The following is a 21678-nucleotide window of genomic DNA, read 5'->3' as shown; positions in this document are numbered from 1 at the left end:
GAGGAACCATGAGCGAGCAGGACCGCAACCTGGCGGAGATGGACGACGACGATGTCGACCGCCACCGGGTCGTCCAGTCCGTCATCCAGGACGTCATCGACGGCCTCGGGCGTGACGCGGAGGGGCGCGACCCCGCTGACCTGCGCGCCGACCTGACGGCGGCGCTGGCCGCGAGAGGGATCGGCGAGCAGCCACCGCGCTGGCTCGATGCCGTGTCCGTGGCGCTGTCCAACGGCCACCGCTACGTGGAGGACGCGCACCGGGCCGAGCCGCCCGCCTGACCCGACGGTCCCCCGACCCGCCTCATCCCCAGCCTCGGGCAGCGCGTGGGAGGGTGTCCCGGTGAAACCAGCCGGGCTGCTCCTCGCCGCCGGGGGAGGCCGACGCATGGGCACCCCGAAGGCGCTGGTCGACGACCCTGCCGGTGGGTCGTTCGTCGAGCGCGGTGTGCGGGTGCTGCGTGACGGCGGCTGCTCGCCCGTCATCGTCGTGGTCGGCGCCGAGTCGTCGCGGGCCAAGGAGCTGGCGAGGGCGGCGGGAGCCGACCTCGTCGTCGAGGCCCCGGACTGGGCGCAGGGACAGAGCGCCTCGCTGCGCGCCGGTGTTGGCGCGCTCCAGTCCACCGACGCAGAGGTCGCGTGCATCCTGCTCGTCGACCTGCCCGACGTCGACGCGGCCGTCGTGGAGCGGGTGACGGCGGCGGGTGCCGGACCCGCGGTGCTGGCGCGCGCGGCATACCAAGGCGTGCCGGGGCACCCAGTCGTCATGGGACGCGACCACTGGCAAGGCGTCATCGAGGTCGCCGCCGGGGACAGGGGCGCTCGCGACTACCTCGCCACCCACGACCATGTTGTGGTCGAGTGCGGTGACCTTGCCACGGGACGCGACGTCGACACCCCCGCGGGCCTCTGAGCGCAACGGACAACCGTTCGACGCCGCACCGAGATCTTGCCCCTTCAATTAGTCGTCCCGATGAGTGATGCTGTGGACATGGAGCCACGCGAGACGTTCTCGTCCGCGGGGGCACTGACGCAGGGGCTTGCCGACACGGGTTACCTCGCCGACGACGCCCTCGCCACGGTTGCCTGGCTCGCGCTCCGGCTGGAGCGGCCCCTGTTGCTCGAAGGGGAGCCCGGCACCGGCAAGACCGCGCTCGCCGAAGCCATCGCCGCGGCCCTCGACCTGCCCCTCATCCGGCTCCAGTGCTACGAGGGCATCGACGCGACCCAGGCCCTCTACGACTGGGACTTCCCTCGGCAGATCCTGCACCTGCGCGCCGTGGAGGCGGTGGCGTCCGACGGCCGGGACCTCGCGGACGTGGAGGACCAGCTGTTCGACCAGCGCTTCCTGCTCGCCCGTCCGGTGCTGCGGGCGCTGCGCGAGTCGCCGGTCGTCCTGCTCGTCGACGAGATCGACCGCGCCGACGACGAGTTCGAGGCGTTCCTGCTCGAGGTGCTCTCGACCTGGCAGGTGACCATCCCCGAGCTGGGCACGGTCACGGCGGCGACGCCTCCGATCGTGGTGCTGACCTCCAACCGCACCCGCGAGCTCCACGACGCGCTCAAGCGCCGGTGCCTCTACCACTGGATCGACCACCCCAGCCTCGAACGCGAGCTCCAGATCGTCCGGTCCAGGGCGCCGCACGTCTCCGAATCCCTTGCTGCCCAAGTCGTCTCGACGGTGCAACGCCTGCGCAACGAGCACGACCTCATCAAGCCACCCGGTGTAGCCGAGACGCTCGACTGGGCCCGCGCGCTCGACGAGCTCGGCGCCACCGACCTCGACCTCGACACGGCGGCCGCGAGCCTGGGCGTCGCCGTGAAGTACCGCGAGGACGCGGAGCGCGTCAGGGCCGCCCTCGACCGGATCCTGACCCGATGACCCCCGAGACGACGAAGGCAGTGCCGGCGCACGCGGCGGACGAGATCCTCCTCGGGTTCGCGCGGGCCCTGCGGGCCGCCGGCGTCAATGTCACGGCCGACCGCGAGCGCACCTACCTCGAGGCCGTGGAGGCCGTCGGCGCCCAGGACCAGTCCGCGGCCTACTGGGCCGGCCGGGCCACGCTCTGCGCGTCGCCGGCCGATCTCGAGCGCTACGACCAGGTGTATGCCGCGTGGTTCGGTCTCGAGCGCGCCGGCACCCGCCGGCGCCGCGACTCGACCCACACGGTCGCCCAGGCCCCGCTCGACCTCGGGCAGGGGTCGTCCGGCGAGGGGGAGTCCCCCGAGGACGTGGTCCGCGCCCAGGCGAGTGCGGCCGAGGTGCTCCGGCACCGCGACGTCGCGTCGCTCAGCAGCGCCGAGCGGGCCCGGCTCGCGGCGATGTTCGCGGCTCTGCGCCCACGGGCCCCACGCCGGCCGGCGCACCGCCAGACCCCCTCCCGCCGCGGAGCGGTCGACGCCCGGAAGACCCTGCGGGAGCAGCTGCGCAGGATGGGTGAGCCCGGCCCGATCGCCTGGCGCCGCAAGGGCACCCGCGCCCGCCGGGTCGTCCTGCTGGTCGACGTCTCCGGGTCGATGAGCGCCTACGCCGACGCCCTCCTGCGCCTGGCCCACACCTACGCGGCCACCGGCCTGCCGGTCGAGGTCTTCACCCTCGGCACCCGGCTGACCCACGTGACCCGGCCCCTGCGGCAGCGGGACCCCGAACGCGCTCTGGTCGCCTGCGGTGCGAGCGTCCCCGACTGGTCGGGCGGCACCCGGCTCGCCGAGGGGGTGCGCGCCTTCCTCGACAGGTGGGGTCGGCGGGGGATGGCCCGTGGTGCCGTGGTGGTGCTCTTCAGTGACGGGTGGGAGCGCGACGAGCCCGAGGCGCTCGGTGAGCAGATGCGTCGCCTGCAGGCGCTGGCGCACCGGGTCGTCTGGGTCAACCCGCACCGTGGCAAGCCCGGCTACCAGCCGGTGCAGCAGGGGATCGTGGCGGCCCTGCCGCACGTTGACGACTTCGTGGCGGGTCACTCGATGGCCGCCTTCGAGGAGCTGGTGGAGGTGGTCGGCCGTGCGTGAGGTGCTCCCCGAGCTGCTCCGCTGGTGGCGGGCCGGCGCCACGGTGGGCGTTGGCACCGTCGTGGGCACGTGGCGCTCGGCGCCCAGGCCGGCCGGCGCGGCGATGCTCGTCGGTCCCGGGGGAGAGGCGGTCGGCTCGGTCAGCGGCGGTTGCGTCGAGGGAGCCGTCTACGAGCTCGCCCAGTCCGTCGTGTCCGACGGTGTGCCGGTCCTGCAGCGCTACGGCGTCAGTGACGACGACGCGTATGCCGTGGGCCTCACCTGTGGGGGCATCCTCGACGTCTTCGTCGAGCCGGTGAGCCAGCAGACCTTCCCCGAGCTCGTGGAGGTGGCCGAGGACATCGAGGCCGGGCGACCGGTCGCCGTGGCCACCGTCATCGAGCACCCCGACCCGGGCTGGCTGGGTCGTCGGCTGGTGGTGCGACCCGAGCAGGACAGCAGCGCCGGTGCGTCGACCGGCTCGCTCGGCTCGCCCCGGGCTGACGACGCCGTCACCGACGATGCGCGCGGCATGCTCGCCTCGGGGCGCACCGAGACCTTGACCTACGGCCCGGACGGTGAGCGCCGCGGCGAGGGCATGCGGGTCTTCGTCTCGTCGTTCGCCCCCAAGCCGCGCATGCTCGTCTTCGGTGCCATCGACTTCGCCGCTGCGGTCGCCCACCAGGCGCATTTCCTCGGCTTCCACGTGACGGTGTGCGACGCACGACCCGTCTTCGCGACCAGCTCCCGCTTCCCCTCGGCCGACGAGGTCGTCGTCACGTGGCCACACCGCTACCTCGAGGCCGAGCGCGACGCCGGTCGGATCGACTCGCGCACGGTCATCTGTGTGCTGACCCACGACCCCAAGTTCGACGTGCCGGTCCTGGAGGTGGCGCTGCGGCTGCCCGAGGTGGCCTATGTCGGCGCGATGGGCTCGCGCCGCACCCACGACGACCGGATGGCGCGGCTGCGCGAGGCGGGCCTCACCGAGGCCGAGCTGGCGCGGCTGTCGAGCCCGGTCGGGCTGGACCTCGGCGCCCGCACACCGGAGGAGACCGCCGTGAGCATCGCCGCGGAGATCATCGCCCTCCAGTGGGGGGGCCGTGGCGAGCGCCTCGGTCACCGCGACGGCCCGATCCACCACCATGCGCCAGGCCTCGTGGCCGCGACGTCCGGACCCGAGGAGGCCACCGGAAACCACCCGGATTGACAGTTGTCCTCACACCGAGGACGGAGAAGTATCCGAAGGGGGCCGGGTCTGCCCAGCCAGTCTGTCCAGCCAGCCTGTCCAGCCAGCCTGTCCAGCCAGCCTGTCCAGCCAGCACCGTAGTCAGCCAGCACTGTGTCACAGAGAGGTGATCGAATGACCCGCATCAGCGTCACGGTCGACGGCGTCGACTACTCCGACGAGGTGGAGCCGAGAACGCTCCTGGTCCACTACCTGAGGGAGCAGCTGGGCAAGACAGGCACGGTCGTCGGGTGCGACACGAGCAACTGTGGTGCGTGCACGGTGCACCTCGACGGTCGCAGCGTGAAGTCCTGCAACGTGCTCGCGGTCCAGGCCGACGGCCACGACGTGACCACGATCGAGGGCCTGGCCCAGGGTGGCGAGCTGCACCCGATGCAGCAGGCCTTCCACGACTGCCACGCCCTCCAGTGCGGCTACTGCACGCCGGGCATGATCATGCAGGCCATCGACGTCCTCAACGAGAACCCCAGCCCCAGCGAGGACGAGATCCGGGTCGGGCTCGAGGGCAACCTCTGTCGCTGCACCGGCTACCACAACATCGTCAAGGCCGTGCAGCAGGCGGCCGGTGCGGGCGCGGGCGCCTCGGAAGGAGCCGGGTCATGACCGCCGTCGAGGACCGCCCGAGGACCGAGGTCGGCGCGCCGCGCAAGCGCAAGGAGGACCAGCGCCTCATCACCGGCCGGACCAAGTGGACCGACAACCTCCAGCTCACGGGGATGCAGCACCTGGCCATGGTCCGCAGCCCGTTCGCCCATGCCCGGATCACCGGCATCGACACCGCGGCGGCGAAGCAGGCGCCAGGCGTGGTCGCCGTCCTGACGGGTGCCGACATCAAGGACACCCAAGGGGCAGTCGCCAACGCCTGGCCGATCACCACCGACCAGAAGGCACCCGCCCACCTGCCCGTCGCCGTCGACCACGTCGCCTGCGCCGGGGAGATCGTCGCCCTCGTGGTGGCTCGGACCGCGGCGCAGGCGCGCGACGCCGCCGAGCTCGTGGACGTCGACTACGACCAGCTGCCCGCCGTGCTGGATGCCAAGGAGGCCGTCACGGACGCCGTCCTGGCTCACCCCGACCTGGGCACCAACACGTCGGCCCTGTGGCGGCTCGACTCCGGTGAGCAGGGCAGCGGTGGCGATGTCGACGAGGAGATCGCCAAGGCTCGGGTGGACGGCATCGTCATCGAGCGCGAGTACCGCCAGCAACGCCTCATCCCGGCCTTCATGGAGCCGCGCTCGACGGTCGTCGACCCCACGGGTGAGCAGATCACGGTGTGGACGTCCACCCAGGTCCCCCACATCCTGCGGTTCCTCATCGCCGCGACGACCGGCCTGCCCGAGTCCAAGGTCAGGGTCATCGCCCCCGACGTGGGTGGTGGCTTCGGCGGCAAGCTGCAGACCACCGCTGAGGAGTTCGCGACCTTGGCCGCCGCGCGGCACATCGGCAAGCCGGTGAAGTACACCGAGACCCGCTCGGAGTCGCTCGTCTCCGGGCACCACGGGCGAGACCAGTACCAGACGCTGACCCTGGCCGCGACGAAGGACGGCACCGTCACCGCCCTCAAGGTCGACCTCATCGCCAACCTGGGCGCCTACGTCGGCCTCGTCGGCGGAGGCGTGCCCGTCCTCGGGGCCTGGATGTTCAACGCCATCTACAAGTTCCGCGCGTACCGGTTCACGGTCCAGACCGTCCTGACCAACACCACGTGGGTGGACGCCTACCGTGGCGCCGGTCGACCGGAGGCGACCTACGCCGTCGAGCGGCTGATGGACGAGCTCGCGGTCGAGGTGGGGGTCGACCCGCTGGAGATCCGCGAGAAGAACTGGATCAAGCACGAGGAGTTCCCGTTCACCTCGGTCGCGGGCATGACCTACGACTCGGGGAACTACGAGGCCGCCACGGCGCGCGCCAAGGAGCTGTTCGACTACGAGGGGCTGCGGCGGGAGCAGCAGGAGCGCCGCGCCAGCAAGGACCCCGTCCAGCTGGGCATCGGGGTCTCCACGTTCACGGAGATGTGCGGCCTGGCTCCCTCGCGCGTCCTGGGCAGCCTCAACTACGGCGCCGGCGGGTGGGAGCACGCCTCGATCCGGATGCTGCCCACCGGCAAGGTCGAGGTGATCACCGGCACCTCACCCCACGGCCAGGGCCATGAGACGGCCTGGAGCCAGATCGCGGCCGACCGGCTGGGTGTCCCGTTCGAGGACATCGAGGTGCTCCACGGCGACACGCAGATCTCGCCCCGTGGCCTCGACACCTACGGCTCGCGCTCGCTGGTCGTCGGCGGCGAAGCCGTCGTGCGGGCTGCCGACAAGGTGGTCGAGAAGGCCAAGGTGGTCGCTGCGCACCTCCTGGAGGCGAGCATCGACGACGTGGAGTTCGCGCAGGGCCGGTTCAGCGTGCGGGGCACCGACAACGGGATCGGCATCACCGAGATCGCCACGGCGCAGTTCACCTCGCACAACCTCCCGGACGGGTTCGAGCCGGGCATCGACGCCGAGGCGACCTTCGACCCCGACAACTTCTCCTTCCCCCACGGGACGCACCTGTGTGCCATGGAGGTCGACACCGAGACCGGCCAGCTGACGATGCGAAAGTACGTCTGCGTCGACGACGTCGGCCAGATCATCAACCCGCTCATCGTCGAGGGTCAGGTGCACGGCGGCGTCGTCCAGGGCATCGCGCAGGCCCTGTGGGAGGAGGCCGTCTTCGACGACCAGGGCACCTTGGTGACCGGCTCGTTCGTCGACTACACGCTGCCGACCGCCGCCGACACGATCAGCCTCGTGACGGAGAACACCACGTCCCCGTCGACGAGCAACACGCTGGGGACCAAGGGAGTCGGCGAGGCGGGTGCGATCGCCTCCACGCCGGCCGTCGTCAACGCAGTGGTGGACGCCCTGCGGCCGTTGGGCGTCAACGACATCCAGATGCCGTGCACCCCCGAACGCGTCTGGAAGGCCATCCAGTCCGCGGGCGCGAACCAGGCCGACGCCACCACCGGTGAGGCCCAGCCGCACTTCGACGCCGGGGCGCCCAACCAGGACGCGCCCGACCACCACCCGGAACAGCCGAACGCCTCGACGGACGGAGCAGGCCAGTGATCCCCGCATCGTTCGACTACGTCGCCCCCACCTCGGTCGCCGACGCCCTCGCGGCGCTGGCCGAGGCGGGCGACGACGCCAAGGTGCTGGCCGGCGGCCAGAGCCTGCTGCCCATCCTGAGGATGCGGCTCAACGCGCCGGCGAAGGTCATCGACCTCGGCCGGATCGAGGAGCTCAAGGGCGTGTCCGAGGACGGCGACCACATCGTCATCGGTGCGATGACCACGTATGCCGATGTGCTGGCCAGCGACCTCGTCCGCCAGCACGCGGGGCTGCTCACCGACGCGATCACCGAGGTGGCCGATCCGCAGATCAGGCACCGTGGGACGGTCGGTGGCGCGCTGGTGCACGCCGACCCGGCCGGCGACGTGGGTGCGCCGGCCCTCGCCCTCGACACCGAGTTCGTCATCACCGGAAGTGGTGGCGAGCGCACGGTCGCGGCGACCGACTTCTTCCAGGACCTGTTCGAGACGGCGGTGGGGGAGGGCGAGCTGCTCACCGCCATCCGCATCCCGAAGCACACCGGCTGGGGCCACCGCTACGAGAAGTTCGTGCGGGTCTCCCACCAGTGGTCGATCGTCGCCGTCGCGGCGACGGTCCGGGTCGACGGCGGCACGATCGCCGAGGCCAGGGTCGGGCTGACCAACATGGGCTCCACCCCACTGCGGGCCACCGCCGTGGAGCAGGCGCTCGTGGGCCGCGCCGCCACCGACGAGGCGGTGCGCGACGCCTGCGCCGCGGCCGCGGACGGGACCAACCCGCCGTCTGACCTCAACGGCGACAGCGACTACCGCAAGCACCTCGCCACGGTCCTGGCCCGACGGGCCGTGCTGGCCGCGGCAGGAGCGTGAGCCCGTGGAGCTGAGCCACACCTTCACCGTGCCCGCCACGGTCGACCAGACCTGGGCGACCTTCATGGACCTGCCCCTGGTCGGGGGATGCTTCCCCGGTGCCACCGTCACCGAGGTGACGGACGAGGGTTTCGCGGGCACGGTGAAGGTCAAGCTCGGCCCCATCGCGCTGATGTACTCCGGCACGGGCGCCTTCGTCGAGCGTGACGACGCCGCCCACCGGGCGGTGATCGAGGCCAAGGGCAAGGACAAGCGGGGCAACGGCACGGCGGGCGCCACCGTGACGATCCAGCTCACCGACGCGGGCGACGGGTCGACCCGCGCCGACGTGCAGACCGACCTGGCCGTGACCGGCAAGCCGGCGCAGTTCGGGCGGGGCGTCATGCAGGACGTGTCCGACAAGCTGCTCGGGCAGTTCATCGTCTGCATCGAGGGCAAGATCGGCGACGCCAACCCGGGCGGAGCCGAGCCCGCAGCCGTCGCCGCCGAGCCGGCCGAGGCCACGGCCTCGACGGCCGAGGTGCCGACCCCGGCGGCCGAGGTGCCGACCCCGGCGGCCGAGGTCCCGGCCCCGGTCACGCTGGCTCCGGTGGCCCCGTCCCCGCGGTCGGTCCCGGCGAAGGACCAGGACGACGCGCTCGACCTGGGTTCCACCGTGCTCCCGATCCTGCTCAGGTCCTACGGCAAGCAGCTCGTCGTCGGCCTCGTGGTCGTGGTCGCCGTCATCGTCATCTGGCGGGCGATGAGCGGTTAGCTCGCCCACGGCATACCCACCGCGACTGCCCGCGCCGCCTCCGGACGGCGCGGGCCGCCGCGCGTCGGCGGGCCACAGCCAATGGCCGCCGACCCGCCCAAACGGGTGAGGACGGGGTCATCCGGACATGTGGACCTGCGGTGACCTACCCTGAAAGTGGTCGGGTGCGTGGAAGGGTGACCCCAGCCACCAGCTCCACTCCAGCGCCACCCCGAAGCGTCACCCCCACGCCGCAAGGCCACGCGGCACCCTGCCAGCACAGGAGCACGCCACGATGAGCCCGCAGACCGTCGTCGTCCTCAACGGACCGAACCTCAACCTGCTCGGCGAGCGCGAGCCGGAGATCTACGGGTCCGACACCCTCGCCGAGATCGAGGCCCTGTGCCGCAAGGCGGCCGGCCTCGCGGGGCTGGAGATCGACTTCCGCCAGAGCAACCACGAGGGCGCCCTCATCGACGCCATCCACGAGGTCCGCACGTCAGCCGTGGGCCTGGTCATCAACGCCGGCGCCTACACGCACACCTCGATCGCGCTGCGCGACGCGCTCGCGGCGGTGAGCTTCCCCGTGTTCGAGGTGCACCTCAGCAACGTGCACCAGCGCGAGGAGTTCCGTCACCACTCCTACCTGTCCGCCGTGTCCAACGGTGTCATCACAGGCTGCGGCCCCAGCGGCTACGCCTACGCGATCGCCCGGATCTCCGAGCTGGTCGACCACCGGCACTAGCCCGCCGGCACGACCACGCCCTGCAAGACTGCGGGGATGACCCCGCCGTCGCCGCTCGACCCGATGGACCTCGCAGGAATCGACGACCTGCTCTCCGACGAGGAGAAGGCGATCCGCGGCACCGTCCGAGCCTTCCTCGACAAGCGCGTGGAGCCGTTCGTCGCCGACTGGTTCGAGCGCGGTGAGATCGACGACGTCCGAGGCCTGACCAAGGAGCTGGGCGCCCTCGGGCTGCTCGGGATGCACCTCGAGGGCTACGGCTGTGCCGGGATGAGCGCCGTCGACTACGGGCTGGCCTGCCTCGAGCTCGAGGCCACCGACTCCGGCGTGCGGAGCCTGGTGTCGGTGCAGGGGTCGCTGGCGATGTTCGCGATCCACCGCTGGGGCACCGAGGAACACCGCGAACGCTGGTTGCCCTCGATGGCGACCGGTGAGGCGATCGGCTGCTTCGGCCTGACCGAGCCCGACCACGGCTCCGACCCTGCGTCGATGCGCACGAGGGCCCGCCGCGACGGTGACGACTGGGTGCTCGACGGCGCGAAGATGTGGATCACCAACGGCTCGATCGCCGACGTCGCCGTCGTCTGGGCGAATGCGGGGGAGGAGCACGGCGGGATCCGTGGCTTCGTGGTCCCCACCGACAGCCCCGGTTTCTCGGCCCCTGAGATCAAGCACAAGCTGTCGTTGCGGGCCTCCGTCACCAGTGAGCTGGTGCTCGACGGCGTGCGGTTGCCGGGCGACGCGGTGTTCCCCGAGGTCCGCGGTCTCAAGGGGCCCCTGTCGTGTCTGTCCGAGGCCCGCTACGGCATCGTGTGGGGCGCTCTGGGGGCGGCCCGGTCGAGCCTCGACACCGCCCGTCGCTACTCCATCGAGCGCGAGCAGTTCGGCCGCCCGCTCGCGAGCTTCCAGCTGACCCAGCAGAAGCTCGCCGACATGGCGCTGGAGCTCGTCAAGGGCCAGCTCCTGGCGCTGCACCTGGGCCGCCGCAAGGACGCCGGCACGCTGCGGCCGGAGCAGGTCAGCCTGGGCAAGCTCAACAACATCCGCGAGGCGATCGACATCTGCCGGATGTCCCGAACCATCTTGGGGGCCAACGGAATCAGCCTCGAGTACCCGATCATCCGACACATGAACAACCTCGAGTCGGTGCTCACCTACGAGGGCACCGTCGAGATGCACACCCTCGTGATCGGGCAGGCGATGACGGGTCAGCAGGCCTTCCGCTAGGGCCTCCCACCCCACCTTTATCGGTCTAGCAGGAAGGTTGCGCTCCACCCGAGAAGGGTTCTCGGGTGGAGCGCAACGAAGTCCCTAAACCCGATAAAGGTGCGGGCCCTCGCGGGCCCGGCCGCGCGGCATACCCTCGATTTTCGGTGGAGGCATCTGAGCGTGTAGTCTCACCGTCGCACTTCCGCGCGGGTCCGGCCCGCGAGGTTCGTGCCCGCCCCCTTAGCTCAGTCGGTAGAGCGTTTCCATGGTAAGGAAAAGGTCGTCGGTTCGATTCCGACAGGGGGCTCTGGGAAGGGCGCCGTGAGGCGCACGCCCCATGGCGGGGTAGCTCAGCTGGTTAGAGCGCACGACTCATAATCGTGAGGTCGCGGGATCGAGCCCCGCTCCCGCTACAGCCGCGATTTCAGGATTCACCCTGGACTCGCGTATTCTGATGCGTCGTCGCGCCTTCGTCGGTGCGCCCACCATCACAGCTGTTGATCCAAGACAGTGTTGAGACAAGACAGCAGACCACCAGTCAGTTCCGAGAGCAGGTTGCCCCGTGGCTAGCAAGAGCGCAGACGTCCGCCCCAAGATCACCTTGGCGTGCGTGGATTGCAAGGAGCGCAACTACATCACCAAGAAGAACCGTCGGAACAACCCCGACCGCCTGGAGATGAAGAAGTTCTGCCCCCGCGACGGCAAGCACACGGTCCACCGCGAGACCCGCTGACCTGACGCGTTTCGACAGCCGCCCCGGACCTCGGTCCAGGGCGGTTTTGTCATGTGGCGGCTTGTCACGCCGCCTTTTGTCATGCTCGGACCAGTGCCCCATAGGGTGGGGAGCATGGCCGTCAACGCAGATTTCGCAGGGCGCAGCTACCCGCCCAGTGGCCCGTATGCCGTGGACGCGGCGATGCTCGCGGCGTTCGCCTCCGCGGTGGGTTCGCAGGACCCCGTGCACACCTCGAGCGAGGCAGCGCAGGCGGCCGGCTACCGCGACGTGATCGCGCCGCCGACGTTCGCCGTGACGATCGCGCAGCAGTGCGACGCCGTGTTCGTCCAGGACCCTGAGGCCGGCATCGACTACAGCCGGGTGGTCCACGGCGAGCAGCGGTTCGTCCACCACCGGCCGATCACCGCCGGCGACTCCGTGCTGGGCACCCTCACGGTCGACACGGTGCGGGAGGCGGGCGGCCACGCGATGGTGACCACCCGCACCGAGCTCACCACCGAGCAGGGCGAGGCGCTGTGCACCTCGACCTCGACCATCGTCATCCGAGGAGGGGAGTGAGCGTGGCTGCACGCACCCTGGCCCAGACCACCGTGGGCGACACCATCGGACCGGTCACGCTGGCCGTGGCCCGCGAGACCCTGGTCGCCTACGCGAACGCCTCGGGTGACCAGAACCCGATCCACCAGGACGAGGACTTCGCGCAGTCAGTCGGCCTGCCCGACGTCATCGCCCACGGCATGTGGACCCTGGGCGCGGCCGGTTCGGTCGTCGAGGAGTGGGCCGGTGACGGGGGCCGGGTGGTCGAGTTCGGCACCCGCTTCACCAAGCCCGTGGTCGTCCCGCGCAGCGGCGGCGAGGTCGAGGTCTCCGGAGTGGTCAAGAGCGTCGACGTGGACACCCGTCGGGCCACCGTCGAGCTGACCGCCACCAGCGAGGGCGCCAAGGTGCTCGGGCGCTGCATCGCCGTCGTCCAGCTCGACTGACCGGGCCGCCGATGCACGACGAGCACGACGTCTCCCTGGCGTCCCTCACGACGATGCGCGTCGGCGGACCCGCCGCGCGGCTGGTCACGGCCGAGACGATCGACGACGTGGTCGACGCCGTGCGCGAGGTCGACGACGCCGACGAGCCGCTGCTGGTCCTCGGGGGCGGCTCCAACCTGGTCATCGCCGATGCCGGGTTCGCGGGCAGCGTGGTGCGGATGGCCACCGACGGGGTCACCGTCGAGTCGGCCGACCTGTGCGGTGGCGTGATGGTCCGGGTGGCTGCCGGCGTCGTCTGGGACGAGCTCGTGGCGCAGGCCGTCGTGGAGGGCTGGTCCGGGGTGGAGGCCCTGTCGGGCATCCCCGGCTCGACCGGTGCGACCCCGGTGCAGAACGTCGGGGCCTACGGCCAGGAGGTGGCGCAGACCATCGCGTCCGTCCGGGTCTGGGATCGCGCCCAGCAGCAGGTGCGCACGATCAGCTCGCTCGATTGCGCCTTCACCTACCGCCACTCGGTCTTCAAGGCGTCCTCGCGCCACGTGGTGCTGGACGTGCTCTTCCAGCTCATCCCCAGCGAGCTGAGCCAGCCGGTGGGCTACGCCGACCTGGCCCGTCAGCTAGGCGTCGAGGTGGGCGAGCGGGTGCCGCTGGCCGACGCCCGCGAGGCGGTCCTGCGACAGCGGCGCAACCGCGGCATGGTGCTCGACGAGGCCGACCACGACACGTGGTCGTGCGGCTCGTTCTTCACCAACCCGATCCTGTCCGTCCCACGGTTCGCGGCGCTGGAGTCGCGGGCGGCCGCTCGACTGGGGGCCGAGGGGTCGACACCGCCGCGGTTCACCGACGCCGACGGCAACGTCAAGACGAGTGCCGCGTGGCTGATCGACAAGGCGGGGTTCGAGAAGGGCTTCGCCCTCCCCGGCAGTGGCGCGGCCCTTTCGACGAAGCACACCCTGGCGATCACCAACCGCGGTGACGCCACGGCGGTCGACGTCGCGGAGCTGGCCCGCCACCTGCAGGCCGGGGTGCACGACGCGTTCGGCGTCACCCTGGTCAACGAGCCGGTCTTCGTGGGACACGAGCTCTGAGGCTCAGAGTCGGTCACGAACTCCGACCACCGCCGTCGCTACCTCATGCAAAAGGCGAGGTAGCGCCGCCTTTCGTCCCTGCCACCGGCGCTAACTCGCCTTTTGCATGGGTCCGCTCCGGCGTCAGGTCAGGTCGGGCGGGGCTGCCAGCCAGGCGTCGACACCGGCCAGGGCGGCGTCCTTCAGGTCGGCGGGTGCCCGTGATGCGGTCACCGATCCGCGCGCCAGGGTGGCCAGCTCCTCGTCGGTGAAGCCGAGGGCGTCGCGGGCCAGCTGGTACTGGTCGGCCAGCCGTGACCCGAACAGCAGCGGGTCGTCGGCGCCCAGTGCCACCGGTATGCCGTGCTCGACGATCGCGCGCAGCGGCACCTCGGCGTTGCTGCCGTAGACCCCGAGCGCGACGTTGCTCCGGGGGCACACCTCGAGGGCGACTCCCGACTCGGCGACGAGCTCGAGGACGCGGGGGTCCTCCACGCTGCGCACGCCATGGCCGATGCGGTCGGGACGGATCGCCTCGAGCGTGGACTCGACCGCCGTGGGGCCGAGCAGCTCGCCGGCGTGGGGCACCAGCGCCAGACCGGCCCGTCTGGCGATCGCGAAGGCGGGCGCGAAGTCGGCGGTCTGACCGCGGCGCTCGTCGTTGCTGAGGCCGAACCCCACGACCGACCCCGCCCCTTCGCCGGCATGGTGCGCCGCCAGCCGGGCGAGGGTGCGGGCGTCGAGGGGGTGCCGGATCCGGCTCGCCGCCACGACCACGGCGACCTGGGTCGACCCTTCCCGCGACGCCGCGGCGGCCTCGTCGAGGACGATCTCGAGGGCCGGGGTGATGCCACCGACGAATGGCGCGTACGAGGTCGGGTCCACCTGGATCTCCAGCCACCGGGACCCTTCGCTCCCGTCGTCCAGCGCCGCCTCGCGGACGATGCGCCGCAGGTCGGACTCGTCGCGCACACAGGCGCGGGCCGCGTCATACAGCCGCTGGAAGCGGAACCACCCGCGCTCGTCGCGCGCGCTCAGCTGCGGCGGGTACCCGGTGGTGAGGGCGTCGGGGAGGTGCAGGTGGTGCTTCTCGGCGAGCTCTCGCACGGTCTCCACGCGCATCGAGCCGGTGAAGTGCAGGTGCAGGTGCGCCTTGGGCAGGTCGGTCACCGGGCGCGGCATGCGAGGCAGTCTTGCATCCGCTCCCGTCGGACCGGTTCGGGACCCGCGGTTCAGCGGACGACCGAGGCGGACCAGGCCTGCGGCACGAGGAGCCGGGGTGCGCCCGTCCCGTCGGCGGGGACTGCCCAGAGGTCGGTCTCACCACCGCGTTCGCCGGTCAGGGGGAGCCCGTAGAGGACGGTGGAGTCGTCGAGCCACTGCACCTGGTCGTCGACGCTGCGGGACTCTGCCAGCAGCCGCTCACTCCCCGTGGCCAGGTCGAGCACGGCGATCCGCCACCCCCGCGACGACGCCTGCAGCTTCTTGTAGGCCACCCGTCGCCCGTCCGGTGACAGCGCCGGGCACTCGGCGCCGGAGCGCACCGTGGTGACCGACCGCTTCGACACGCTGCCCCTGGCCAGCCACGGCCGTCCGTCGAACGCGACGGTGAGGTAGAAGGTGTCGTCGTCGAGGAAGGTCACCCCCCAGTAGTTGCGGTCGACCGGCGTGATCCGCCGACCTTCGTGGGTGAGTGCGAAGTCCTCCAGGTGGACCGCGGTGCCCGCGGCCAGGTCGTGCACGTACGTGCGGGTGGCGAAGCCGGCGCTGAGGTAGGAGTCGCCGGTCACGAAGGCCGTCGTCGCAGCCAGCCTGCCGTCGGGGGAGAGCCGGGCGCGACTGGGTATGCCGGGCAGGCTGCGTCGGTAGGTGACGTGACCGGTGCGGTCCCAGGCCGTGACCGAGCTGCCCAGCGCCACGCCCGCGCGCGACCGCAGGCAGAGTGTCGTCCCTGCGCGCTGGTCGACGCGCTCGCAGGCGTCGGCGGTGACGGCGCGAGGACCGTCGGGGTCTGCCAGCGTGGACATCGCCACCTTGCCGAAGTCGGGCCCCAGGGCAGTCGAGCGGTAGACGAGGTGCGGGACTGCCTCGACCTGCGCGAGCGAAGCGCTGGGGACGCTCGTGGACGTGCGCGGGGACGCCGGCGCCCTGCGGCTCAGCACGGCATACGTCACCACCGCCGCGACGCACAGGACCACGACCACGGCGAAGGCCACGACCCGGGAGCGCTGGCTCATCGAGGGGCTCTGTGCACGGGAGCGGATCGCAGGAGCAGCCACGCCACCGGGATGACGAGAGCCAGCAGGGCCGCCATCAGCAGGGCCGCGCGCCCCGGACCCACGAGGGTCCACGTCCAGCCGAAGACCACCGCCGCCGCGAGCCGGGTGAGGGCCACGGCCGACTGGGCCGTGGCGATCGCGCTGCCGCGCACCTCCGCTCGGACCACCGAGGCTGCGGCCGCGGCCAGGACGCCGTCGGTGGAGGCGTAGAAGGCGCCGAGCAGGAGCAGGCACCCCGCGCCGACCACCAGGGAGCCGACCGGCCCCGAGGCGCAGACGTAGGCGCCGACGAGGAAGAGGTGGCCCAGGACCATCACGCGCGCCCGTCCGACGCGGTCCGCGACCCGGCCGAACGGGATGGCGAGCGCGAGGTAGGCGAGGTTGGTGCCGACGAACAGCAGCGGGAACCACAGCGCGGCGAGGTCGTTGCGGTCCTGCAGCACCAGGTAGATGAAGGCGTCGCTGAGGGTCAACAGCCCGAGCAGGCCGGCGGCACCCACGAGTCGGGCGAACCCGGGCTCGGCCAGCATCCGCACGGTGGGGTGGGCCACGTCGACGGGCGTCGTCGCGGGATCGGCGGCGCTGGCTTCGGCCTCCGCCCGGTCCGTCCTGGCCGCCCTGGCCGCCTGGTCCGCCCGGGCCGGTCGCAGGTCGGGGACGAGCAGGGCGAGGAGGGCGACCCCGATCGCCGCAGCCGCCAAGGAGATCGCGAAGACCAGCCGGTAGTCCTCGGGCACCGCCCACAGGGCGAGGAAGGCCAGCAGCGGCCCGAGCATGGCCCCCGTGGTGTCCAGCGCACGGTGCACGCCGAACGAGCGGCCGAGCGACCCGGGATCGCTGGAGGCCGCGATGAGGACGTCGCGAGGGGCGGTGCGCAGCCCCTTGCCGAGGCGGTCGACACCGAGGACCCCTGCGACCACCGCGGCCCCCGGCGTCCACAGCAGCACGGTGCGGGCGAGGGCCGACACGGTGTAGCCGGTCAGGGCCACCCGCTTGGGCCGGTCCAGCCGGTCGGCCAGCCAGCCGCCGAGGTAGCGCACGACCACGGAGGCCGCCGAGTACAGCCCGTCGACCAGCCCGTACGCGAGTGGCGACAGGCCGAGGCCGGCAGTGAGGTAGAGCGGCAGCACGGCCGCCGCCGACTCGGACGAGATGTCGGTGGCGAGGCTGACCAGCCCGAGCAGGATGACCGTCCGCGCGACCGGTGACCGGGCCCCCCTGGCCCCGTGGGTGGCTGGCGCACCGGTCGGAGCCGGGCGGTGCCGGTCGGCGAGGTACACGAGCGCCCCCTGGTGCCCGCGCGGGTCCGTGCGCGGTGGGGCCAGTCTACGAAGCGCGCCGTGCCGCGGGCGGCCGTTCACGCAGATCAGCGCCGGTCGGCGCCGCCGCGCGCCAGCGCTCGGCGCCGGCCCGCTGCGTCAGTCCTCGACGACGTGCATCGCCGCCGACTCGGGGCTGCCCGCCCCTGCCTCGGCACCGCCGACCTCACCGTCGTCGACGATCTCGGTCGAGGAGTCCGGCTCGTCGTCGTCGGATGCGGCCGACTCGAAGCCGTCGCCGTCCGCGTCACCGGAGTCCAGCCCGCCCTCGTCGTCCGGCGCTCCGTACGCAGAGTCGGGGTCGGGCTCCTCCTGCCGGATGCGCTGCTCGATCGTCTCCTCCTGGCCCTGCTCCCAGGCGGTGGTGCCCCACTCGGTGTTGCGGGGCTGGAGGTCCGGCGGCGACCAGGGCTCGTTGTCACCCTCGCTGGCGTCGAGCAGGTCGTCCTGCCCGCTGCCCGAGTCGGTCGCGTCGTCGATGCTGATGCTGCCGAGGTCGTCCTCGAAACTCTCCGTGCCGGGTTGCTCGCTCATGGCTCCACCCTGCGTGACCCGCGATGCGCGCGCAAGGTGAGCACCCGGCATACCCGCTGGGGTCAGCCAGCCCGAAGCGTTTCGGCCGCCGCCAGCAGCACGCACGTGGCCACGGCCTCCATCGCCTCGTTGACCTGGTCGAGCGGCGGGAAGGTGGGCGCGAGCCGGATGTTGCGGTCGCGCGGGTCGTCGCCGTGGGGGAAGGAGGCGCCCGCGGGGGTGAGGGCGATGCCGGCCTCCTTGGCCAGCTGGACCACGCGGGACGCCGTGCCGTCGAGGACGTCGAGGCTCACGAAGTAGCCGCCGGTCGGCTTCGTCCAGGTGGCGACCCCGAGGCCGCCGAGCCGCTCGCTGAGGACCCGCTCGACCTCGGCGAACTTCGGCGCGATGATCTCGCGGTGCTTGACCATGTGGTCACGCACGCCCTGCGGGGAGCCGAAGAACTGCGAGTGGCGCAGCTGGTTGACCTTGTCGGGACCGATGGCGCCCTTGCCGAGGTGGCCGGTGTACCACGTGACCGTCTCGAGGGACCCGGCCAGGAACGCGACGCCGGCGCCGGCGAGGGTGATCTTCGACGTCGATGCGAACAGGATCGGCCGGTGCGGGTGTCCCGACGCCGCGGCGAGGGTGAGGATGTCGGCGCTCTTGGCCTCGTCCTCGGTGAGGTGGTGGAACGCGTAGGCGTTGTCCCAGAAGATCTTGAAGTCGGGCGCAGCGGTCGGCATCGAGGCCAGCCGCGCGGCGATCTCCTGCGTCACCACCGACCCGGTCGGGTTGGCGTAGGTCGGCACGAGCCACATGCCCTTGATGCTCGGGTCGCTCGCGGCCAGCCGCTCGACCTCGTCCATGTCGGGGCCGTCGTCGTGCATCGGCACGGTCACCATCTCGATGCCGAACCAGTCGAGCAGGGTGAAGTGGCGGTCATAGCCGGGCACCGGGCAGATGAAGGTGACCTTCGCCTCCTGGCCCCACGGGCGCTCGCTGTCGACCCCGCCGTGCAGCCAGAGGTCGACCAGCACCTCGCGCATCATCACGAGGCTGGAGTTGCCGCCCGCCACGACCTGGTCGGGCTCGACCCAGAGCAGCTCGGCGAACATCTCGCGCAGCTCCTTGATGCCCTCGAGACCCCCGTAGTTGCGGGTGTCGACGCCGGCCGCGTCCTTGACGCCCTTCGGCAGTGAAAGCAGGTCATCGGACAGGTCGAGCTGGGCCGCAGCGGGCTTGCCCCGCGTGAGGTCGAGCGACAGCCCGCGCGCCTTCAGCGCGGCATACGCCTCCTGCTGCTCCTGGGCGAAGGCGTCGAGCTCCTGCGCGGAGCGTTCGGCGAGGGGGGTGGTGGCGGTGGCGGTCTGCTCGGTCACGGGCTCCATGCTCCCAGAGCCCCGGTATGCCGCGAAGTCACCGTCCGCAGCCCGGTCACCAAGCGGGAGCGGTCCGCGTGGGCGGGTGCGTGAGCAGCTCCGTGGGCAGCTCCGTGGGCAGGTGCGGGGGCAGACAGATGGGCAGTGCCTACCGATGCCCGGGCCCCCCGCTCGACCGGACTCTTGGAGGGCGGCGACAACGGTCGTCGCACCACCACCAGAAGAAGGAAATCCCCTGAAGCTCTTCCTGGGCCTGACCAACGCCGAGCTGGCCCAGAAGCTGTACATGTCGCCGCGCACGGCCGACCACCACGTGTCCGCCGTCCTCACCAAGCTCGGCCTCGGGACGCGGCGCGAGGTGGTGCGTCGAGCCTCGGAGCTAGGACTCGTCTAGCCGACCCCAACGGCGAGTTCGCGTTCGGCCCATCGCCTCACGTATGCTTCTTCCTCGGTTGACTTGACCATGCTTTCGGCGTGCCCGGGCGCAGGTCGGCTCAGCCTCCCGGAACCCTCCGCCCCCGCGGTGAGTTCCGTAGGGCAGTGGCTCAATTGGTAGAGCTCCGGTCTCCAAAACCGGCGGTTGGGGGTTCGAGTCCCTCCTGCCCTGCGCATGCAGGACCTGTGACCGGACCCGGTCGCGGCACAGATGAGTGAAAGCAGAGGCATCGTGACGGACGTGAGCGCGGACACCCGCGGCTCTGGTCGCACCGGCCGCAAGAGTGACAAGGGCGGCAACCCCATCTCGCGGTTGTTCCGCTCGATGTCCCTCTTCGTCAGCCAGATCCTCGACGAGCTGCGCAAGGTCGTGCGGCCGACTCGCTCCGAGCTGGTCAACTACACGATCGTCGTGATCGTGTTCGTGACCTTCGTGATGGCGCTCGTCTCGACCGTGGACTTCGGCTTCACCAAGCTCGTCCTGTGGGTCTTCGGCGGCTGACCGCCGCCCTGCCGCAGTCATCCCGGGGTCACCCGGCGAATACCAGAAGGAAGTAGGTCATCAGCGTGTCCGACCAGAGGACCACCGACAACGCCGAGCCCGGGACCGAAGAGGTCACGGTCGACGGTGCTGCCGCCGAGCTCGAGACCAGCGACACCCAGGCCGACACCGACACCGATGACGCCGCGGCGGACACCGACGCAGATGACACCGACGCAGACGCCGACGAGGCCGCCGCGGAGGAGGCCATCGTCGACGAGGTCGAGCGTGACGACAGCGACGACCTCGACGACGAGCAGGTCCACCAGCCGCAGGTGTCGACGCTGACCTTCTCGGACGACGAGACCGCCGTGGTCGACTCCGACGACGAGGACGCCGACGCGGCCGACGACATCGACGCCGCTCCGGGCGACCCGGTCCAGGAGTTCAAGGACGCCCTGGCCGCGAAGTACGGCGACTGGTACGTCGTGCACTCCTACGCCGGCTACGAGAACCGCGTGAAGGCCAACCTCGAGAACCGCACGACCTCGCTCAACATGGAGGACTTCATCTTCGAGGCCGAGGTGCCGATGGAAGAGGTCACCGAGATCAAGAACGGCCAGAAGAAGCTCGTGCGCCGCGTCCGGATGCCCGGATACGTGCTCGTCCGCATGGACCTCACCGACGAGTCGTGGGGCGCCGTGCGCCACACGCCGGGGGTCACCGGCTTCGTCGGCAACGCCCACCAGCCGGTGCCGCTGAGCCTCGACGAGGTCTTCACGATGCTGGCCCCCGCCGACCTCGAGAGCCCGGCCACGGCCGGTGCCGCGGGCGGCACCTCGGGCAAGCCCAAAGAGGTCGCGGTCGTCGACTTCGAGGTGGGCGAGTCCGTCACCGTCATGGAAGGGCCCTTCGAGACCCTTCCCGCCACGATCTCCGAGATCAACCCCGACACCCAGAAGCTCAAGGTGCTCGTCTCCATCTTCGGCCGGGAGACCCCGGTCGAGCTGTCGTTCAACCAGGTCGCCAAGATCTGAGCGCGCGGCAGCACCTGTTCCCGGCATCCCGGGAGCATGCAACCGGGTCATCGCCCACGGCGTAGGCCCACCTCAACCAAAGGAACACAGCAATGCCTCCCAAGAGCAAGAAGATCTCCGGCTTCATCAAGCTGCAGATCCAGGCCGGTGCGGCCACGCCCGCCCCGCCCGTGGGCCCCGCCCTCGGTCAGCACGGCGTCAACATCATGGAGTTCGTCAAGGCGTACAACGCTGCGACGGAGTCCCAGCGCGGCAACGTCATCCCCGTGGAGATCACGGTCTACGAAGACCGGTCCTTCACCTTCATCACCAAGACGCCGCCGGCCGCCGAGCTGATCAAGAAGGCCGCCGGGGTGCCCAAGGGCTCCGGTGAGCCGCACAAGACCAAGGTCGCCAAGCTGTCGGCCGACCAGGTCCGCGCCATCGCCGAGCAGAAGATGGAAGACCTGAACGCCAACGACATCGACCAGGCGATGAAGATCATCGCCGGCACCGCCCGCTCGATGGGCATCGACACCACCCTCTGACGATTTCCCTAACCTTTGCTAGCAAGGGTTAGGTGATGGTGGACAGG

The 21678-nt window shown here is 71.3% G+C and carries 24 protein-coding genes and 3 tRNA genes; 22 read left to right on the top strand and 5 right to left on the bottom strand.

The genetic code is table 11. The annotated features are described in order from the left end of the window. The first annotated feature begins 8 nt into the window (after positions 1 to 8). The 17 genes from ACXJKD_RS07805 to ACXJKD_RS07725 all read left to right on the top strand — a co-directional run bounded on the left by ACXJKD_RS07805 (position 9) and on the right by ACXJKD_RS07725 (position 13679). The gene (locus tag ACXJKD_RS07805; protein ID WP_457253899.1) at positions 9 to 281 is read left to right on the top strand and encodes a hypothetical protein; all 273 of its coding nucleotides are present in this window, start codon (positions 9 to 11) and stop codon (positions 279 to 281) included. A gap of 61 nt (positions 282 to 342) precedes the next feature. Beyond that, entirely contained in the window at positions 343 to 912 is a 570-nt protein-coding gene (locus ACXJKD_RS07800; RefSeq protein WP_457253898.1) for a nucleotidyltransferase family protein, read from the top strand. Positions 913 to 990: 78 nt separating this feature from the next. Next, positions 991 to 1881 (top strand): AAA family ATPase, encoded by an 891-nt coding sequence (locus tag ACXJKD_RS07795; protein WP_457253897.1) that lies wholly within the window; start codon positions 991 to 993, stop codon positions 1879 to 1881. Next, on the top strand, positions 1878 to 3005 hold the full coding sequence (locus tag ACXJKD_RS07790; protein WP_457253896.1) for a vWA domain-containing protein: 1128 nt from the start codon (positions 1878 to 1880) through the stop codon (positions 3003 to 3005). Before ACXJKD_RS07795 ends, ACXJKD_RS07790 begins: the two co-directional genes overlap by 4 nt. Further along, the gene (locus ACXJKD_RS07785; RefSeq protein ID WP_457253895.1) at positions 2998 to 4194 is read left to right on the top strand and encodes an XdhC family protein; all 1197 of its coding nucleotides are present in this window, start codon (positions 2998 to 3000) and stop codon (positions 4192 to 4194) included. The genes ACXJKD_RS07790 and ACXJKD_RS07785 overlap by 8 nt, the downstream gene beginning before the upstream one ends. A gap of 153 nt (positions 4195 to 4347) precedes the next feature. Next, entirely contained in the window at positions 4348 to 4836 is a 489-nt protein-coding gene (locus ACXJKD_RS07780) for a (2Fe-2S)-binding protein (RefSeq protein WP_457253894.1), read from the top strand. Continuing rightward, positions 4833 to 7334, top strand: coding sequence for a xanthine dehydrogenase family protein molybdopterin-binding subunit (locus ACXJKD_RS07775; protein ID WP_457253893.1), 2502 nt, complete (start codon positions 4833 to 4835; stop codon positions 7332 to 7334). The genes ACXJKD_RS07780 and ACXJKD_RS07775 overlap by 4 nt, the downstream gene beginning before the upstream one ends. Further along, complete coding sequence (locus tag ACXJKD_RS07770) at positions 7331 to 8185, top strand: FAD binding domain-containing protein (protein ID WP_457253892.1); 855 nt, start codon at positions 7331 to 7333, stop codon at positions 8183 to 8185. Before ACXJKD_RS07775 ends, ACXJKD_RS07770 begins: the two co-directional genes overlap by 4 nt. Positions 8186 to 8189: 4 nt before the next feature. Continuing rightward, positions 8190 to 8939 carry an SRPBCC family protein gene (locus ACXJKD_RS07765; protein ID WP_457253891.1) on the top strand — a complete coding sequence of 250 codons (750 nt, stop codon included), beginning with the start codon at positions 8190 to 8192 and terminating at the stop codon, positions 8937 to 8939. Positions 8940 to 9213: 274 nt separating this feature from the next. Then, positions 9214 to 9663 (top strand): type II 3-dehydroquinate dehydratase, encoded by a 450-nt coding sequence (gene aroQ / locus ACXJKD_RS07760; protein WP_457253890.1) that lies wholly within the window; start codon positions 9214 to 9216, stop codon positions 9661 to 9663. 36 nt (positions 9664 to 9699) lie between these two features. Further along, positions 9700 to 10890, top strand: coding sequence for an acyl-CoA dehydrogenase family protein (locus tag ACXJKD_RS07755; RefSeq protein WP_457253889.1), 1191 nt, complete (start codon positions 9700 to 9702; stop codon positions 10888 to 10890). 216 nt (positions 10891 to 11106) lie between these two features. Further along, positions 11107 to 11179, top strand: a tRNA-Thr gene (locus ACXJKD_RS07750). Positions 11180 to 11211: 32 nt separating this feature from the next. Beyond that, a tRNA-Met gene (locus ACXJKD_RS07745) sits at positions 11212 to 11285 on the top strand. 149 nt (positions 11286 to 11434) lie between these two features. After that, positions 11435 to 11605, top strand: a complete 171-nt coding sequence (gene rpmG, locus ACXJKD_RS07740; protein WP_056882210.1) for a 50S ribosomal protein L33 — start codon at positions 11435 to 11437, stop codon at positions 11603 to 11605. Between the two features lie 114 nt (positions 11606 to 11719). Further along, positions 11720 to 12166: an FAS1-like dehydratase domain-containing protein gene (locus tag ACXJKD_RS07735; RefSeq protein WP_457253888.1), complete on the top strand. Its 447-nt coding sequence runs from the start codon at positions 11720 to 11722 to the stop codon at positions 12164 to 12166. Between the two features lie 2 nt (positions 12167 to 12168). After that, positions 12169 to 12591, top strand: a complete 423-nt coding sequence (locus ACXJKD_RS07730; RefSeq protein ID WP_457253886.1) for a MaoC family dehydratase — start codon at positions 12169 to 12171, stop codon at positions 12589 to 12591. An 11-nt stretch (positions 12592 to 12602) separates the two neighbouring features. Next, on the top strand, positions 12603 to 13679 hold the full coding sequence (locus ACXJKD_RS07725) for a UDP-N-acetylmuramate dehydrogenase (RefSeq protein WP_457253885.1): 1077 nt from the start codon (positions 12603 to 12605) through the stop codon (positions 13677 to 13679). Between the two features lie 123 nt (positions 13680 to 13802). Here the strand turns inward: ACXJKD_RS07725 and ACXJKD_RS07720 are convergent, their stop codons facing one another. The 5 genes from ACXJKD_RS07720 to ACXJKD_RS07700 form a co-directional block, all read right to left on the bottom strand. Continuing rightward, complete coding sequence (locus ACXJKD_RS07720; RefSeq protein WP_457253883.1) at positions 13803 to 14840, bottom strand: adenosine deaminase; 1038 nt, start codon at positions 14838 to 14840, stop codon at positions 13803 to 13805. 50 nt (positions 14841 to 14890) lie between these two features. Then, positions 14891 to 15895: a TolB family protein gene (locus tag ACXJKD_RS07715; protein ID WP_457253882.1), complete on the bottom strand. Its 1005-nt coding sequence runs from the start codon at positions 15893 to 15895 to the stop codon at positions 14891 to 14893. Continuing rightward, positions 15892 to 17217 carry an MFS transporter gene (locus ACXJKD_RS07710; RefSeq protein ID WP_457253881.1) on the bottom strand — a complete coding sequence of 442 codons (1326 nt, stop codon included), beginning with the start codon at positions 17215 to 17217 and terminating at the stop codon, positions 15892 to 15894. The genes ACXJKD_RS07715 and ACXJKD_RS07710 overlap by 4 nt, the downstream gene beginning before the upstream one ends. A gap of 138 nt (positions 17218 to 17355) precedes the next feature. Continuing rightward, a complete protein-coding gene (locus ACXJKD_RS07705; RefSeq protein ID WP_457253880.1) occupies positions 17356 to 17790 on the bottom strand; it encodes an adenosine deaminase in 435 nt (144 codons plus the stop codon). 62 nt (positions 17791 to 17852) lie between these two features. Further along, positions 17853 to 19151: an aminotransferase class I/II-fold pyridoxal phosphate-dependent enzyme gene (locus ACXJKD_RS07700; RefSeq protein WP_457253879.1), complete on the bottom strand. Its 1299-nt coding sequence runs from the start codon at positions 19149 to 19151 to the stop codon at positions 17853 to 17855. A 7-nt stretch (positions 19152 to 19158) separates the two neighbouring features. On the opposite strand from ACXJKD_RS07700, the gene ACXJKD_RS07695 reads away from it, so the two are divergent. The 5 genes from ACXJKD_RS07695 (at position 19159) to rplK (ending at position 21631) form a co-directional block, all read left to right on the top strand. Then, positions 19159 to 19545 (top strand): LuxR C-terminal-related transcriptional regulator, encoded by a 387-nt coding sequence (locus ACXJKD_RS07695; RefSeq protein WP_457253878.1) that lies wholly within the window; start codon positions 19159 to 19161, stop codon positions 19543 to 19545. 140 nt (positions 19546 to 19685) lie between these two features. Then, positions 19686 to 19758, top strand: a tRNA-Trp gene (locus ACXJKD_RS07690). Positions 19759 to 19818: 60 nt separating this feature from the next. Then, positions 19819 to 20088: a preprotein translocase subunit SecE gene (gene secE, locus ACXJKD_RS07685; protein WP_457253876.1), complete on the top strand. Its 270-nt coding sequence runs from the start codon at positions 19819 to 19821 to the stop codon at positions 20086 to 20088. A 65-nt stretch (positions 20089 to 20153) separates the two neighbouring features. Next, positions 20154 to 21104, top strand: a complete 951-nt coding sequence (gene nusG, locus ACXJKD_RS07680) for a transcription termination/antitermination protein NusG (protein ID WP_457253874.1) — start codon at positions 20154 to 20156, stop codon at positions 21102 to 21104. A gap of 92 nt (positions 21105 to 21196) precedes the next feature. Next, the gene (rplK, locus tag ACXJKD_RS07675) at positions 21197 to 21631 is read left to right on the top strand and encodes a 50S ribosomal protein L11 (protein ID WP_056924021.1); all 435 of its coding nucleotides are present in this window, start codon (positions 21197 to 21199) and stop codon (positions 21629 to 21631) included. Positions 21632 to 21678: the final 47 nt, after the last annotated feature.

Source organism: Pedococcus sp. P5_B7 (assembly GCF_054049895.1).
The sequence above is the reverse complement of the archived record's forward strand: the minus strand, read 5'-3'. Positions and strand labels throughout refer to the sequence as shown.